This is a genomic window from Pseudomonas palmensis, from assembly GCF_017848315.1.
Taxonomy (GTDB): domain Bacteria; phylum Pseudomonadota; class Gammaproteobacteria; order Pseudomonadales; family Pseudomonadaceae; genus Aquipseudomonas; species Aquipseudomonas palmensis.
In genome coordinates this window covers 1-17059 of sequence record NZ_JAFKEC010000028.1, presented here as the reverse complement: position 1 = coordinate 17059, position 17059 = coordinate 1, and the positions used below count along the sequence as shown (strand labels likewise).

Here is a 17059-nt window from a genome sequence, read left to right as displayed (position 1 = left end):
TATTCCCGCATGGAAATCAAGGTCAATTTTCTCGACAACCTTCGACTTGAAGCCAAGTTCGATGACTTCACGGTGGTGGCCGACCAACCCATCCGCTACAAGGGCGATGGTTCGGCACCCGGCCCGTTCGACTATTTCCTGGCCTCCTCGGCCCTGTGCGCGGCCTACTTCGTCAAGCTGTACTGCGAAACGCGCAACATCCCCACCGACAACATTCGCCTGTCGCAGAACAACATCGTCGACCCGGAAAACCGCTACAACCAGATCTTCAAGATCCAGGTCGAGCTGCCGGCCGACATCTCGGCCAAGGACCGCCAGGGCATCCTGCGTTCCATCGACCGCTGCACCGTGAAGAAGGTGGTGCAGACCGGTCCCGAGTTCGTGATCGAGGAAGTCGACAACCTCGATGCCGACGCCCAGGCCCTGCTGATGCTGGACGCCCAGGCGCAGACGCGCACCGTGATCGCCGGCAAGGACCTGCCGCTGGAACAGACCATCGCCAACATGTCGGGCATCCTCGCCAGGCTGGGGATGAAGATCGAGATCGCCTCGTGGCGCAACATCGTGCCCAACGTCTGGTCGCTGCACATCCGCGATGCGCATTCGCCCATGTGCTTCACCAACGGCAAGGGCGCAACCAAGGAAGGCGCACTGGCCTCGGCGCTGGGCGAGTTCATCGAACGCCTGAACTGCAACTTCTTCTACAACGACCAGTTCTGGGGCGAGGACATCGCCAACGCCGACTTCGTGCACTACCCCGACGAGCGCTGGTTCAAGCCGGGCCGCAAGGACGCGCTGCCGGCCGAGATCCTCGACGCCCACTGCCGCGACATCTACAACCCCGACGGCGAACTGCGTGGCTCGCACCTGTACGACACCAACTCGGGCAACACCGAGCGTGGCATCTGCGCCCTGCCCTTCGTGCGCCAGTCCGATGGCGAGGTGGTGTACTTCCCGTCCAACCTGATCGAAAACCTGTACCTGAGCAACGGCATGAGCGCCGGCAACACGCTGGCCGAGGCGCAGGTGCAATGCCTGTCGGAGATCTTCGAGCGCGCGGTCAAGCGCGAGATCCTCGAAGGCGAGCTGGCCCTGCCCGACGTGCCGCAGGACGTCATCGCCAAGTACCCCGGCATCCTCGCCGGCATCCAGGGCCTGGAGGCCCAGGGCTTCCCGGTGCTGGTCAAGGATGCGTCGCTGGGCGGTGAGTTCCCGGTGATGTGCGTGACCCTGATGAACCCGCGCACCGGCGGCGTGTTCGCCTCGTTCGGCGCGCACCCAAGCCTTGAAGTGGCGCTGGAGCGCAGCCTCACCGAGCTGCTGCAAGGGCGCAGCTTCGAGGGTCTGAATGACCTGCCGCAGCCGACCTTCGAAAGCCAGGCGGTGACCGAGCCGAACAACTTCGTCGAGCACTTCATCGACTCCAGCGGCGTGGTGTCGTGGCGCTTCTTCAGTGCCAGGGCCGACTTCGAGTTCGTCGAGTGGGACTTCTCCGGCCAGGGTGAAAACTCCAACGCCGAAGAAGCTGCCACCCTGTTCGGCATCCTCGAAGGCATGGACAAGGAAGTGTACATGGCGGTGTACGAGCACCTGGGTGCCACCGCCTGCCGCATCCTGGTACCGGGCTACTCGGAGATCTACCCGGTCGACGACCTGGTGTGGGACAACACCAACAAGGCGCTGCTGTTCCGTGCCGACATCCTCAACCTGCACCGCCTGGACGATGACGCCCTGCAAGCGCTGGTCGAGCGCCTCGAAGACAGCGAACTGGACGACTACACCGACATCACCACGCTGATCGGCATCGAGTTCGACGACAACACGGTGTGGGGTCAGTTGACCATCCTGGAGCTCAAGCTGCTGATTCACCTGGCGCTGGAGCGTTTCGAGGAGGCCAAGGAGCTGGTGGAGACCTTCCTGCAGTACAACGACAACACCGTCGAGCGCGGGTTGTTCTACCAGGCGTTGAACGTGGTGCTGGAAGTGGTGCTGGACGACGAGATGGCGCTTGAAGACTACGCCGTCAACTTCCGGCGCATGTTCGGGGACGAGCGCATGGATGCCGTACTGGGCTCGGTGGATGGCAGCGTGCGTTTCTACGGCCTGACCCCCACCAGCATGAAGCTCGAAGGTCTGGACCGTCACCTGCGCCTGATCGACAGCTACAAGAAGCTGCATGCGGCACGTGCCCGTGCGGTAGCGGGCACACGCTGATACAACGCCGATCCTGCAGGCCATGGCCTGCAGGATCGGCGTTGCCAGGCTTGTTCGTTCGCCAACAGGTCGCGGTGGCGGCCAACAAGCCTCGAACGATCACCCCAGCTCGTTGCGCAACAAGCGGGCAGCACTCACCATGTTCGCCAGCGCCGCCTCGGTTTCCGGCCAGCCGCGGGTCTTCAGGCCGCAGTCCGGGTTGACCCACAGGCGCTCGACCGGAATGCGCCGGGCAGCCTTGCGCACCAGCTCGGCCATTTCCGAAGCCTCCGGCACCCGGGGCGAGTGGATGTCGTAAACCCCCGGGCCGATCTCGTTCGGGTAGTGGAAGGCTTCGAATGCCTCCAGCAGTTCCATGTCCGAACGCGAGGTTTCGAGGGTGATCACGTCGGCATCCATGGCGGCAATCGATTCGATCACATCGTTGAACTCGCTGTAGCACATGTGGGTGTGGATCTGGGTTTCGTCGCGCACGCCCGAGGCGCACAGGCGAAACACTTCGGTAGCCCAGTCCAGGTACTGCTGCCACTGCGCCCGGCGCAGCGGCAGGCCCTCGCGAAACGCCGCCTCGTCGATCTGCACGATCTTGATGCCGGCCGCCTCCAGGTCCACCACTTCATCGCGGATGGCCAGCGCCAGTTGCCGCGCCTGCACCTCGCGCGACACATCTTCACGCGGGAACGACCACATCAGCAGGGTCACCGGCCCTGTCAGCATGCCCTTCATCACCTTGTCGGTCAGGCCCTGTGCGTAGCGGATCCACTCCACCGTCATGGCATGCGGTCGACTCAGGTCGCCGAAGATCACCGCCGGTTTCACACAGCGCGAACCGTAGCTCTGCACCCAGCCGAAGCGGGTGAACACGTACCCATCGAGCTGCTCGGCAAAGTACTCGACCATGTCGTTGCGCTCGGCTTCACCGTGCACCAGCACGTCCAGGCCCAGGCGCTCCTGCACCTGCACGGCGTGGCGAATCTCGCTGTGCATCGCCTCCACGTATTGGCCCTCGCTCAGCTTGCCCTGCCTGAACGACTGGCGTGCCAGGCGAATGGAACCGGTCTGCGGGAACGAACCGATAGTGGTGGTCGGCAACAGCGGCAGGTTCAGGCGGGCACGCTGGCGGGCGATTCGCGTGGCAAAGGGCGAGTGGCGCTGGCTGTCCTTCTCGCTGATGGCTGCCACACGGGCCTGCACCGCCGGCTTGTGGATGCGCGTGGAGGCAGCGCGGCTGGCCTGCACCGCACGGCTGCGGGCCAGGGCCTGCACCACCGGGGCCGCCTCGGGCTGGTCGAGGGCATGGGCCAGGATCGCGACTTCCTCGCACTTCTGCACGGCAAAGGCCAGCCAGCTCTTGAGCTCGGCATCGAGCGTGTCTTCACGGCCCAGGTCTACCGGGCTGTGCAGCAGCGAGCACGACGGCGCCACCCACAGGCGCTCGCCCAGGCGTTCATGGGCGTGCTGCAGCACGGCCAGGGCCTTGTCCAGGTCGCAGCGCCACACGTTGCGGCCGTTGACCACACCCAGCGACAGCACCTTGTAGGCCGGCAGGCGGTCGAGAATGGTCGGGTACTGCTCGGGGGCGCGCACCAGGTCGATGTGCAATCCGTCGACCGGCAGGTTGGCCGCCAGCCCCAGGTTCTCCTCCAGGCCACCGAAGTAGGTGGCAACCAGCTTTTTCAGCGGGTCGCGCTGGATCAGGTTGTAGGCACGCTCGAAGGCGTTCTTCCACGCCTGCGGCAGGTCCAGCGCCAGGATCGGCTCGTCGATCTGCACCCACTCCACACCCTGTGCCGCCAGGCGCTGGAAAATCTCGCCGTACAGCGGCAGCAGGCGCTCGAGCAGCTCGAGCTTGTCGAAGTCGCCGCCCTTGGTCTTGCCCAGCCACAGGTAGGTCAGCGGGCCGATCACCACCGGCTTGACGTCGTGGCCCAGGGCCCTGGCCTCGGCCACTTCCTCGAACAATTGTTCCCAGCCCAGGCTGAACTGCTGGTCGGCGCTGAATTCAGGCACCAGGTAGTGGTAGTTGGTGTCGAACCACTTGGTCATCTCCTGGGCATGCGCACCGCCACAACAGCTGTCGCTGACGCCACGCGCCATGCCGAACAGGGTCTGCAGGGTGGCCTTGCCGTGCTGCGGGCGAAAGCGCTCGGGCACCACGCCGAACATCAGCGAATGGGTCAGTACCTGGTCGTACCAGGCAAAATCGCCCACCGGCAGCAACTGGATGCCGGCCTGGCGCTGCAGGGCCCAGTGGGCCTTGCGCAGTTCGCTGCCCACAGCACGCAGGCCCGCCTCGTCGAGCTCGCCTTTCCAGAACGCTTCCTGCGCCTTTTTCAGTTCGCGGTCGCGACCGATACGGGGGAATCCGAGTGAGTGGGCCAATGCCATGACAATGCTCTCCTTAGGGGGTGATGGCAGCCATTGTCGTCAGGGCCGCAGAATGAGACAAACTCATTTAATTTCACATCAAATCAAGTTCTGCTCATGTAAAGACATCGACAGCGCTGCGCCTGGAGGCGCAACCGGCTGGCTGGACAGGGTTGCGAGGCCCCTGATCTGCGCCTAAGGTCAAACGACCCCGAAGCGAGATGACGTCATGCCCAACGCCTCGAACCCCGCCGTACTTGCCCTGATCGGCAACACCCCGATGGTGCAGGTGAGCCGCTTCGATACCGGCCCCTGCACACTGTTTCTCAAACTCGAATCACAGAACCCCGGCGGCTCGATCAAGGACCGCATCGGCCTGGCCATGATCGATGCCGCCGAGCGCGACGGGCGCCTGCGCCCCGGCGGCACCATCGTCGAGGCCACCGCCGGCAACACCGGCCTGGGCCTGGCGCTGGTCGGGCGGGCCAAGGGCTACCGGGTGGTGCTGGTGGTGCCCGACAAGATGTCCACCGAGAAGGTGCTGCACCTCAAGGCCATGGGCGCCGAGGTGCACATCACCCGCTCCGACGTCGGCAAGGGCCACCCCGACTATTACCAGGACGTGGCCGCACGGCTGGCGGCGGACATCCCCGATGCGTTCTTCGCCGACCAGTTCAACAACCCCGCCAACCCGCTGGCCCACGAGACCAGCACCGCCCCGGAAATCTGGGCGCAGACCCAGCACGATGTGGACGCCATCGTGGTCGGCGTGGGCTCGGCCGGCACCCTTACCGGGCTGACCCGTTTCTTCAAGCGCGTGCAGCCGGGCCTGGCCATGGTGCTGGCCGACCCGGTGGGCTCGGTGATGGCCGAGTACAGCCGCAGCGGCACCCTGATCACGCCTGGGGCGTGGGCAGTGGAAGGCATCGGCGAGGACTTCGTGCCCTCGATCGCCGACCTCTCCAGCGTGCGCCAGGCCTACTCGATCAGCGACGAAGAAAGCTTCGAGCATGCGCGTCAGCTGCTGCGCGCCGAAGGCATTCCGGGCGGCTCCTCCACCGGCACCCTGCTGGCCGCCGCGCTGCGCTACTGCCGCGAGCAGACCGAACCCAAGCGGGTGGTCAGCTTTGTGTGCGACACCGGCACGCGCTACCTGTCCAAGGTCTACAACGACCAGTGGATGACCGACCAGGGCCTGCTGCAGCGCACCCGCTACGGCGACCTGCGCGACCTCATCGCGCGGCGCTTCGAGGATGGCCGGGTGATCAGCGTGCGCCCCGACGACACCCTGCTCACTGCCTTCCAGCGCATGCGCCTGGCCGACGTGTCGCAATTGCCGGTGCTGGTCGACGGCCAGCGCCTGGTGGGCGTGATCGATGAATCCGACATCCTGCTGGGCATGCACGAAGACCCGTCGCACTTCTCCCTGAGCGTGGCCAGCGCCATGACCGACCAGCTGGAAACCCTGCCGCCGTCTGCCAGCCTGGCGGCGCTGCAGGCCGAACTGGACCGTGGCCTGGTGGCGATCATTGCCGACGCCTCGGGCTTTCACGGCCTGATCACCCGTGTCGATATGCTTAACCACTTGCGCAGAGCACTCCCATGACCCAGCACGACAAGACCGCCTTCGCCACCCGCGTGATCCATGCAGGGCAATCGCCCGACCCGTCCACCGGCGCGCTGATGCCGCCGATCTATGCCAACTCCACCTACATCCAGCAGAGCCCCGGCGTGCACAAGGGCCTGGACTACGGGCGCTCGCACAACCCCACGCGCTGGGCACTGGAGCGCTGCGTGGCCGATCTGGAGGGCGGCACCCAGGCGTTCGCCTTCGCCTCCGGGCTGGCGGCGATCTCGGCGGTGCTCGAACTGCTGGATGCCGGCTCCCACATCGTTTCGGGCAATGACCTGTACGGCGGCACCTTCCGCCTGTTCGAACGGGTGCGTCGGCGCAGCGCCGGGCACCGCTTCAGCTTCGTCGACCTGTCCGACCTTGCCGCGTTCGAGGCAGCGTTGCAGGACGACACGCGCATGGTGTGCATCGAAACCCCGAGCAACCCGCTGCTGCGCCTGAGCGACCTGGCGGCCATCGCACGCCTCTGCCGCGCACGCGGCATCCTCTGCGTGGCCGACAACACCTTTGCCAGCCCATGGATCCAGCGCCCGCTGGAACTGGGTTTCGACATCGTGGTGCACTCGAGCACCAAGTACCTCAACGGGCATTCGGACGTGATCGGCGGCATTGCCGTGGTGGGTGACAACGCCGAGCTGGCCGAGCGCCTGGGCTTCATACAGAACGCGGTGGGCGCCATCGCCGGCCCGTTCGATGCCTTCCTCACCTTGCGCGGGGTCAAGACCCTGGCCCTGCGCATGGAGCGCCACTGCAGCAATGCCCTGGCGCTGGCGCAGTGGCTCGAACAGCAACCGCAGGTGGCGCATGTGTACTACCCCGGCTTGCCCTCGCACCCGCAGCACGCCCTGGCGCGCCAGCAGATGCACGGTTTTGGCGGGATGATCTCGCTCGACCTGGCTACCGACCTGGCCGGTGCCCGACGCTTCCTGGAACAGGTACAGATCTTTGCCCTGGCCGAAAGCCTGGGCGGTGTGGAAAGCCTGATCGAGCACCCGGCGATCATGACCCATGCCACCATCCCGGCCGACACCCGGGCCGAGCTTGGCATCAGTGATTCGCTGGTGCGGTTGTCGGTCGGGGTGGAGGATGTGGAGGACCTGCGCGCGGACCTGGCGCAGGCACTCGCACGTATCTGACCCCCATCAGCGCAAGCCAGCCCCTTGCTTGCGCTGATTGCCCAATGCCCGCCGGCTGAATATACTTGATAACTATTCTCATTCGGTACGGGCGCCACACGATGACCTCCCCTCCTTGCGGCTACCGTACCAACGTGGCCAGCCTCTACAGCGACAATCACGGCTGGATCCAGCAGTGGCTGGCGCGGCGTCTGGGCAACGTGCACGATGCCGCAGAGCTGGCCCACGACGTATTCCTGCGCCTGCTCGCGCAACCGCGCGAGTTCAGTAGCGACGGGCATGCGCGGGCCTACCTGAGTACGGTGTCCAAACACCTGTATGTGGATTTCCAGCGCCGCAAGCAGGTCGAGCGTGCGTGGCAGCAGACGCTGGCCAACCAGCCGCAACGCATCGCCCCCTCCGAAGAGCACCAGGCGTTGATCCTGGAGACCCTGGGCCAATTGCAGGCCATGCTCGAACGCTTGCCGGCACTTGTGGCCGAAGCCTTTTGCCTGGCGCAACTGCAGGGCCTGAACTATCGCCAGATCGCCACGCAGCTGGGTGTAAGCGAACGCACGGTCACCAAGTACATGGCCCAGGCCATGCTCCAGTGCCTGCTGCTGGAAGTGGAACTGGACGGGGCCTTGCTGTGAGCGCGGCCCTGGATTCTGCCACCCTGGAGCAGGCCGCCGACTGGTTCGCACGCCTGCGCGCCGCGCCAGCCGATGCGGCCTTGCGGGGCCAGTGGCAACAGTGGCTGGAACAACAGGAACAGCACCGTATCGCCTGGACCTACGTGGAGCGCATCAGCCAGCGCTTCGACAGCCTGCAACCGCAAGCCGGGGCGGCGCATCAGACGCTCGCCAGCCTGCGGCGCATGCAACGCTCCCGCCGCCAGGTGCTAAGCAGCCTGTGCGTGCTCAGCGGTGGGGCGACGCTGGGCTGGCTGGGCTGGCAACGCCACTGGGTGGACGACCTGCAAGCGCTCACTGCCGGCACCACCACCGCAGTGGGCGAGGTACGTCGCCAGGTGCTGGCCGACGGCACCCTCCTGTGGCTCAACAGCGCCACCGCCCTGGATGTACAACTGGACGGGCAGCGCCGGCTGCTGACCCTGTACAGCGGTGAAGTGCTGATCGAGACCGCCGCTGAGGCGCGGCCCTTCCAGGTGCAGACCCGGGCCGGCAGCCTGGTGCCCCTGGGTACGCGCTTCAGTGTGCGCCAGCAGGGCGCCCGCACCCTGCTCAACGTGTACGACGGCGCGGTACGCGCCACCTGTGCCGCCAGCGCAATACAGCGGGTGGCCAATGCGGGGCAGGGCCTGGGCTTCGATGCCAGCACCATGGCCGCCACCACGCCGGCCTGCGCCCAACGCCAGGCCTGGAGCCAAGGCCTGCTGGTTGCGCAGGACATGCCACTGGGGGATTTCATTGCAGAGCTGGCCGACCATCGGCGCGGGCACCTGGCGGTGAACCCGCTGATCGCATCGTTAAGGGTCATGGGCACCTACCCGCTCAACGATACCGACCAGGTGCTTGCCATGCTCGAAAGCGCCTTGCCGGTGCGAGTGTCGCGACGCTTCGACTGGTGGGTGACCCTGGAGCCTGCCGAAAAATAAAAAGCGTCAGGTGCTTCCGGTTTTTGCGGCTCATTCGAATTAGAGGAGAACACCCTTTCACCCCTGCGCGCCCGAAGGATTCTGCATGCCACTCGCCTCTGCCCCTGCCCTGTTGAAACGCCCCCTGGCCCTGCTCATTGCACTCGCCAGCGGCGCCGCCACCGCCGCGCCACTGGACATCCCCGCCGGCCCCCTGGCCAGCCAGTTGAACCAGCTGGCAAGCCAGGCCGGTATCTACCTGGCCAGCGACGCCGCCCTGACCGCCGGCAAACAGAGCCGGCCCGTGACCGGTGCAAGTACCCCTGAGCAGGCCCTGCACGGCATGCTTGCCGGCACGGGCCTGAGCGTGGTGCGCACTGGCGAAAACCGCTACCAGCTGATCACCGCCCCCACCGGCAATGCCGTGGAACTGGGCGCCACCAGCATCAACGGCGCAGGCCTGGGCGAGACCACCGAGAACACCGGCGCCTACACCACCGGCCAGACCCGCACCGCCACCAAGCTCGGCCTGTCATTGCGCCAAACCCCGCAGTCGGTCACCGTGATCCCGCGCCAGGTACTGGACGACCACAAGCTTGCCTCGCTCGACGATGTGGTCAAGTTCACCCCCGGCCTGTCGAGCAACCACCGCGACAGCGACCGCTATACCTTCTACTCGCGCGGTTTCCAGATCCAGAACATACAGTACGACGGCATCCCGACCCAGGTGGCCAACGAGTCGCAGCAATTCACCAGCACCCTGTCGGACATGGCGATCTACGACCGTGTCGAAGTGGTGCGCGGTGCCACCGGCCTGCTCAGCGGTGCGGGCTCGCCCTCGGCCACCCTGAACCTGGTGCGCAAGCGGCCCACGGCGGACTTCCAGGGCTACGTCTCGGGAGAAGCCGGGGCCTGGGACCGCTACCGGGGCGAATTCGACGTCGCCGGCCCGCTGACCGACTCGGGTGCGGTGCGCGGCCGCCTGGTCAGCGCCTATGAAACCGCCAACTCGTTCGTCGACTGGTACAAGACCGACAAGCGCGTGATCTACGGCGCACTGGATTTCGACCTGAGCGAAAGCACCCTGCTGCGCGTGAGCCTGGACTACCAGAACAACAACTCCGACGGGGTCAGCTTCGGGCACATTCCGCTGTTCAACAACAATGGCAGCGCGACGAACTTTTCCCGCTCGTTCAACCCCGGAGCCCGCTGGAGCTACCTGGACAACACCCAGTACAACTTCACCAGCGTGCTGGAGCAGAAACTCGCCAACGACTGGAGCCTCAAGGCGTCCTACAGCCACCAGTACGCCTACCGCCGCGGCGTGACCGGTTCGGCCAGTGCCGGGGCGCCCGACCCGCAGACCGGCGCCGGCGTGTCGATGTACATCAACCGCCTGGACAGCTACCAGACCCAGGACAACGCCGATCTGTACGCCAGCGGCCCGTTCGAGCTGGGTGGGCGCGAGCATGAACTGGTGGTGGGTGCCAACATCGCCTACACCCACCTCAACTACCCGACCTATCAACGTGCCAACCCGGCGGTCGACGATATCAACCAGTGGGATGGCAACCCGGGCGGCAAGCCGCACCTGTCCAAGACCGAAGAAAGCCTGACCCGCCTGAGCCAGTCGGGCACCTACACGGCCCTGCGCCTCAAACCCTATGACCCGCTGTCGATCATCCTCGGCACCCGGGTCAGTTGGTGGGATCAGAAAGACGACAGCAGCGACGAACCGACCGGCGCCAGCACCAGCCGCGACCGCACAAAAAAATCCGGCGTGGTCACCCCGTATGCCGGTGTGGTGCTGGACCTGAACGACACCTTCTCGGTGTACGCCAGCTACACCAACATCTTCCAGCCGCAGACCTACTACAAGACTGCCAGCAACACCTCGCTGGAGCCGCTACAAGGCGACAACTACGAACTGGGCATCAAGGGCGAGTTCTACGACGGTGCGCTGAATGCGAGCCTGGCGCTGTTCGAAGTGCAGCAGAAGAACACCCCGCAGTACGTTGGCGAGTCGCCCCAAGGGCGCGAAATCTACCGGGCCATTGCCGGTACCACCACGCGCGGCATCGAAACCGAAGTGTCCGGCGAAGTGCTGTCGGGCTGGAACATCATCGGCGGCTATACCTACCGTGAATCCCACGACAAGGACGGCAATCGGGTCGAAACCAACCAGCCGATGAACCTGTTCAAGCTCGGCACCACCTACCGCCTGCCGGGGCAGCTGAACCGCCTGACCGTGGGCGGCAACCTGGTCTGGCAGAGCGACATCTACGCGGTCAACGGCACCTACGGCACCAAGGCACACCAGGGTGACTACGGGGTGGTCGGGTTGCTGGCCAACTATGCGGTGGATAAACACCTCACGGTCGGCCTGAACCTCAACAACCTGTTCGACACCCATTACTACGACGGCCTGGGCACCTTCAACTCAGGCTCCTACGGCGAACCGCGCAATGCCATGGTGAATGCCAAGTGGACGTTCTGAGGCTGCATCAAGTGCGAACGTAGCGCTGCGCCAGCAACTGCAGCAGCTGATCGTCGGCACCCGCCGCACCGATCACCTGCAGCCCCACCGGCATGCCCCGCACCTGCCCTGCCGGCAGGCTGATGGCCGGCAGGCCGGTGAGGTTCCAGGCACTGGTGTAACTGAGCACTGCAGCACGCACGTCGATACGTTGCTCACCCACCTGTACCTCGCGTGCATCCACCGGCGTCGCGGTGATCGGCACGCTGGCCGAGACCAGGAAGTCATAACGCTCGAACAGCCGCGCCATCGCCGCCTTGAGCCGAGCCTGGCCGGCCTGCGCGCGAATGTACTGCCAGCCCCTGACCTCGCGTGACAGCTCAAGGCGTTCGCGCACCTCCTGCTCGAACAGCTGCGGCGCCGTCTGCATGCGCTCGGCATGCACGTCGTAGGCCTCGGCGCGCTGCAGGGTGAGCAAGGTGTCCTTGAGCTGCGCCACCAACGGCTCCAGCTCGCCGGTCTGCTCCAGTGCATCGCCAAACAGCTGCTGCGCAGCCTGGTACACCTGCCCCTGAACGTCGGCGTCCAATGGCCCGAAAGTGCCCGGCTCGATCCAGCCTACACGCAGCGGGCGACGCAGCGTGGCCGGCGCGCAGGTACGCGCGGCGATCACTTCGAACACTACCCGGGCATCGTCCACATGGTTGGCAATCGGGCCCACGTGGTCGAGGCTCGACGACAGCGGGAACACCCCGTCCAACGGCACGGCAGCGAACGACGGCTTGAAGCCGACCGCGCCGCACAAGGCCGCCGGAATGCGGATCGAGCCGCCGGTGTCGGTGCCCAGCGCCAGCGGCACCATGCCGCTGGCCACCGCCGCTGCACTGCCGGCGCTCGAACCGCCGGTGATGCAGCGCGCATCCCACGGGTTGCGCGCCGCGCCCTGCAGCGAGCGGTCGCCGGTGGGGCCATAGGCGAACTCGTGGGTCAGTGTCTTGCCCACGATTACCGCGCCGCCCTCGCGCAGGCGCTGCACGCACAGGGCGTCCTGCGTGGGGCGAAAGCCTTCGAAGTGCGCCGAACCATAGGTGGTCACGTGGTCGAAGGTGTCGATGTTGTCTTTGATCGCTACCGGTATGCCGTGCAGCGGGCCCAGGTCCAGGCCCTGGGCAAACAGTTCGTCGGCCTTGCGCGCCTGCGCCAGCGACACCTCGGCATCCACGGCGACAAAGGCATTCAGTGCCGGGTTCAGGCGCTCGATGCTGTCGAGCGCGGCCTGGGTCAGCTCGACACTCGTCAGGCTGCCGGCGCGCAGGCGCCGCGCCAGGTCGCCGACCGACAGGCCAAAAAAGTATCCAGTGTGGGTTGGCTTGGCCAGGTTCATACAGGCAACTCCATCAAACCGTTGCAGGTGTAGGGGAAGGGACAACCTGCCGGCTGCCGGGGCGCACCATCAGCATCGCGCTCATGCCCAGGGCCGTGGCCACGGCGGCGGCCACGAACATCGACGAGTAGCCATAGCGCACGGTCAGGTAGCCGGTGAGCATCGGCGCGATGAACGAGGCGGTGTTGGCGATGAAGTGGGTCATGCCGCTGTAGGCACCGACGCGGTTGGATGGCGCGGTGTCGATCACCACGGCCCAGTAGACCGAGTTGGGCAGCGCGTTGAGGGCGTTGGCCAGGGTCATCAGGGCGATCACGCCCCATACGGTCTGGGCCTGCGACACCAGCATGAAGCACAGCGTGGTCAGCAGCAGGCAGGTCGCGGCCAGCCAGCTGCGCGCCACCTTCAGGTTGCCGGTGCGACGCAGCAGCAGGTCGGAGATCTTGCCGCCCAGCAGCACGGTGAAGCAGGCGCCGGTCCACGGGATCATGCCCATGTACCACAGCGACGACAGGTTGTAGTGGAACTCGTCCTGCAGGTACTTGGGGGTCCAGGTCAGCAGCAGGAAGGTGACGTACACGAACGAGAAGTAGCCCACCGCATTGAGCAGCAGGTCCTTGTTCTTGAAGAAGTGCCAGATCGGCGCAACGCTGGTGGTCGGGGTGCTGGCGTTGGCGGCAGCGGCACGCTCCTGGCGCAGGAACTCGCGCTCGGCCTCGGACACCCGCGGGTTTTCATCCGGGGTGTTGGTGAAGCGGGTCATGAAGAAGATCAGCAGCGCCAGGCTGACCACGCCCAGTACCACGAACATGCTGCGCCAGTCGCCGGTCAGGGTCTGCAGGCCGACCGCCACCGGGGCGGTGAGCAAGGCGCCCAGCGGTGTACTGAGCAGGCCCACCGAGACCACGAAGCCGCGTTCCTTGGGCGTGGCCCAGTTGGCCACGCTCTTGTTGATCACCGAGTACGCCGGGCCTTCGGCAAAGCCGAACAGCACGCGGATGGTGGCAAAGCCGGCCATGGCCGAACCGCCCATGAAGGCCAGGCCCATGTCGCCGGCAAAGGCGGTGGCGATCTCGAAGATCGACCAGGTGCCGCCGGCGATCAGCCATACGCGCTTGGCGCCGAAACGGTCGGCCAGGATGCCGCCGATCAACGCACCGACGATGTAGCCGTAGCCGAAATAGCCCAGCACGTTGCCCCAGTCGGCCTTGTCGAAACCGTACTCGGGGAGAATGCTGGCCGAGGCATACGAAATGGCACCACGATCGATGTAGTTGAGCAGCGCCATCAGCATGATCAGGAAGAAAATCTGGTAGCGAAAGCGCGGAACGGGTGGGTTGTTCATAGGGATCTGACTCTTCAAGTGATGGCAGAAGTCAAAAATGCGGCCGCGTCCGGCGTATTTTTATTGTGTTGCCCAAACGTTTGGGTTGAGCGAATGTATTCACACAAAAACATTTAGTCAATCGTTTGGGTAAAGGTTGTTTGCCGAGACAAGCCGTCGATTGGGTTAGAATCGCGCCCCGAAATCAGCCACGGTTGGAAGCCCCTCGAACATGCCCACTCCATCACGCCCTGCCACCTTGAAGTCCATGGCAACCGCCCTCGGGGTGCACGTTTCCACCGTGTCGCGGGTGCTCAATGGCGACCCTGCCGGGGTCGAGCGCGCGGCATCGGCCGAGGTGGTGGCGCGTATTCGCGCGTTGGCGAAAGAGCTGGATTATCGGCCGAACACGCAGGCATCCAACCTGAAGTTGCGCAAAAGCCAGGAGATCTGCGTGCTCATGCCGCGCCTTACCGACCTGGTGATGGCAACCATCTACGACAGCATCGACGCCGCCGCCGAACAGGCTGGCTACCTGACCTTCGTGTCCAATACCGACGATCAGCAACCCCGCCAGCTGGCGCGGGCCGAGCATGCCCTGCGCCGCTCGGTGGCGGGGTTGATCGTGGGCGACTCGCATGTGGGCGAGCAGCAGCCATTGCTGGAGCTGCTGGGGCGCAAGCACATCCCCTACGTGCTGGTCAGCCGGCAGATTGCCGGGCACCTCACGGCGGGCAGCGATGACGAGTTGGGCGGCTGGCTGGCGGCCGAGCACCTGTACCGCCTGGGCTGTCGCGACGTGGCGATCCTGGCGGGCGAGCGGCACGCCTCCACCGGTGCCGACCGCACCCGCGGCTTTACCCGGTACTACCGCGAACAGGGCATTACCCTGCGCCCGGAATGGACGCTCAATGGCCCGTTCGACAGCCTCACCGGGCACAAGCAGGGCGAGTACCTGCTGGGGTTGAACCCGCGCCCCCAGGCGTTTTTCGCGGTGAACGACTTTCTGGCCATCGGCCTGATGGGCGCCGCGCGGGACAAGGGCCTGGAGCCGGGCAAGGACATCGCCGTGGTGGGTTTCAACGACACACCATTGGCCAACGAACTGATCGTGCCGCTGACCAGCGTGCGCCTGCCGCTGGCCGAGATGGGTCGGCATGCGGTGGAGTTGCTGCTCAAGCGCATCAAGGGTGAAGCGGTGGAGTCGATCATTCTGGCGCCGCAGTTGCAGGTGCGGGCGAGCTCGGGATTGCGGGTGGCTGGCTGAAGAACGGCTGGCGAAGAGGCCCGCACGCCCACCAATTGCATCGCGCCCTGCTCCCCGCATAGAATGCGAACGATTCACAATCACTTCTTGCGCGCAGGCCCCGACCGACGATGCCCACCAGCGACACGCTCCCTCCGTCCGAGGTCGACCTGCTCTACCGTACCCACCACTCCTGGCTCAACACCTGGCTGCAGCGCCGCGTTGGCTGTCACGCCCACGCCGCCGACCTGGCCCAGGACACCTTCGTGCGCCTGCTCAAGGCTCGCCACGCGCACCCGCTCAAGCAGCCGCGTGCCTACCTGAGCAGCATCGCCCGCGGCCTGATGATCGACCAGTTCCGCCGCCGCGCGCTGGAACAGGCCTACCTCGAAAGCCTGGCCCACCTGCCCGCCGCGCACGCGCCCAGCGAAGAACAGCGCTGGATGATCCTCGATACCCTGCAACGCCTCGACCGCCTGCTGATGCAGCTCAAGCCACGGGTGCGCCAGGTGTTTCTGCACGCGCAACTGGACGACATGAGCTGCCCGAAAATCGCCGAACAGCTGGGTGTGTCCCGCGCCACGGTGGAGCGCGACCTGGCCAAGGCCATGGGCGTCTGCTATCGGTTGCGCCATGCCCGGGGCTGAGCCAGCACCGGGCCAGGCCCACGTCGAGCAGGCCATCGAATGGCTGGTGCAACTGCGCTACAACACGCCCACCGTACAGGCCGAACAGGCCTTTGGTCGCTGGCTCGACCAGCACCCGCACAACGCCCTGGCCTGGGCCCAGGTCCAGGCCATGAGCGAGGAGTTCAGCAGCCTGCCCCGCGAGCTCAGTCGGCGCACCCTGGAGGGCACGCAGCGACGCAGCATCAGCCGGCGCGACAGCCTCAAACTGCTGGGCCTGCTCGGCGCCGCCGGCACCCTGGGCTGGGTCGGTCGCGAGCCGCTCGGGCTGCCCACCCTGCTGGCCGACAAACACACCGCCACCGGTGAGCGGCGCACCTTCCACAACAACGACGGCAGCGTGATCCAGCTCAACACCGCCAGCGCCATCGACCTGCGCTTCGCGGCCGACCTGCGCGCGCTGAGCCTGATCCAGGGCGAGGTGTCCATCGATACCGGCAACGACCCACGCCCACTGCGCGTGACCACCCGTGACGGTGTACTGCAAACGCAAGGCTCGCAATTGCTGGTACGCGAACGTACCGACGGCACCCTGCTGGCGGTGCGCCAGGGCAGTGTGACGCTGTACCCCGGCAACGGCACCGCGCCGCGCATCGCCCGCCCCGGCGAGCAACTGCTGTACAGCGCCAACGGCCAGGTCGGCCCGGCCGTGACTCACGCCGACCCGTGGGGCTGGCGCGAAGGCGTGCTCAGCGTGCAGCGGATGCCCCTGGGCGAGTTCATCGCCGAGCTGTCGCGCTACCGCCCCGGCGTGCTGCGCTGCGCCGAGGCGGTGGCCGGGTTGAAGGTGTTCGGCACCTATCAGCTGGCCGACACCGACCAGATCCTGGCGCTGGTGGCCGAAGCACTGCCGATTCGCATCGACTACCGCACCCGCTACTGGGTCAGTGTCAGCCCGGCTTGAATCTGTTTGAAAAATAAATGAGGTGGTTTCTCATTCAGCTTCGGCCTGTAGGGATAAAGGCGAAACGTCTGTCTCTTCTCAGGAGCCCCGAATGATCCACCCCAGTGTTGCCC

Annotated in this window: 12 protein-coding genes; 9 read left to right on the top strand and 3 right to left on the bottom strand. The window is 65.8% G+C overall.

Annotated features, from left to right (window positions below; translation table 11 throughout):
- Positions 1-9 precede the first annotated feature (9 nt).
- Positions 10-2214, top strand: a complete 2205-nt coding sequence (locus tag JZZ72_RS15780) for an OsmC domain/YcaO domain-containing protein (protein WP_058540633.1) — start codon at positions 10-12, stop codon at positions 2212-2214.
- 99 nt (positions 2215-2313) lie between these two features.
- Here JZZ72_RS15780 and metE read toward each other — a convergent pair whose 3' ends face one another.
- Positions 2314-4602: a 5-methyltetrahydropteroyltriglutamate--homocysteine S-methyltransferase gene (metE, locus tag JZZ72_RS15775; protein WP_210014690.1), complete on the bottom strand. Its 2289-nt coding sequence runs from the start codon at positions 4600-4602 to the stop codon at positions 2314-2316.
- Between the two features lie 208 nt (positions 4603-4810).
- On the opposite strand from metE, the gene JZZ72_RS15770 reads away from it, so the two are divergent.
- The 5 genes from JZZ72_RS15770 (at position 4811) to JZZ72_RS15750 (ending at position 11423) form a co-directional block, all read left to right on the top strand.
- Complete coding sequence (locus tag JZZ72_RS15770) at positions 4811-6187, top strand: pyridoxal-phosphate dependent enzyme (RefSeq protein ID WP_043864322.1); 1377 nt, start codon at positions 4811-4813, stop codon at positions 6185-6187.
- A complete protein-coding gene (locus JZZ72_RS15765; protein ID WP_210014689.1) occupies positions 6184-7350 on the top strand; it encodes a trans-sulfuration enzyme family protein in 1167 nt (388 codons plus the stop codon). The genes JZZ72_RS15770 and JZZ72_RS15765 overlap by 4 nt, the downstream gene beginning before the upstream one ends.
- Before the next feature lie 101 nt (positions 7351-7451).
- Entirely contained in the window at positions 7452-7982 is a 531-nt protein-coding gene (locus tag JZZ72_RS15760) for a sigma-70 family RNA polymerase sigma factor (RefSeq protein ID WP_210014688.1), read from the top strand.
- On the top strand, positions 7979-8947 hold the full coding sequence (locus tag JZZ72_RS15755; RefSeq protein ID WP_229589133.1) for a FecR domain-containing protein: 969 nt from the start codon (positions 7979-7981) through the stop codon (positions 8945-8947). The genes JZZ72_RS15760 and JZZ72_RS15755 overlap by 4 nt, the downstream gene beginning before the upstream one ends.
- An 85-nt stretch (positions 8948-9032) precedes the next feature.
- Complete coding sequence (locus tag JZZ72_RS15750) at positions 9033-11423, top strand: TonB-dependent siderophore receptor (protein WP_210014687.1); 2391 nt, start codon at positions 9033-9035, stop codon at positions 11421-11423.
- A gap of 7 nt (positions 11424-11430) precedes the next feature.
- Here JZZ72_RS15750 and JZZ72_RS15745 read toward each other — a convergent pair whose 3' ends face one another.
- Positions 11431-12786, bottom strand: a complete 1356-nt coding sequence (locus JZZ72_RS15745) for an amidase (protein ID WP_054916250.1) — start codon at positions 12784-12786, stop codon at positions 11431-11433.
- A gap of 13 nt (positions 12787-12799) precedes the next feature.
- Positions 12800-14131, bottom strand: coding sequence for an MFS transporter (locus JZZ72_RS15740; RefSeq protein WP_043864317.1), 1332 nt, complete (start codon positions 14129-14131; stop codon positions 12800-12802).
- Positions 14132-14378: 247 nt separating this feature from the next.
- Here JZZ72_RS15740 and JZZ72_RS15735 point away from each other — a divergent pair, with 247 nt between their 5' ends.
- From JZZ72_RS15735 to JZZ72_RS15725, 3 genes are all read left to right on the top strand, one after another.
- Entirely contained in the window at positions 14379-15377 is a 999-nt protein-coding gene (locus tag JZZ72_RS15735) for a LacI family DNA-binding transcriptional regulator (protein ID WP_229589130.1), read from the top strand.
- A gap of 110 nt (positions 15378-15487) precedes the next feature.
- On the top strand, positions 15488-16003 hold the full coding sequence (locus tag JZZ72_RS15730; RefSeq protein ID WP_043864315.1) for a sigma-70 family RNA polymerase sigma factor: 516 nt from the start codon (positions 15488-15490) through the stop codon (positions 16001-16003).
- Positions 15990-16946, top strand: a complete 957-nt coding sequence (locus JZZ72_RS15725; RefSeq protein WP_058540627.1) for a FecR domain-containing protein — start codon at positions 15990-15992, stop codon at positions 16944-16946. Before JZZ72_RS15730 ends, JZZ72_RS15725 begins: the two co-directional genes overlap by 14 nt.
- Positions 16947-17059: the final 113 nt, after the last annotated feature.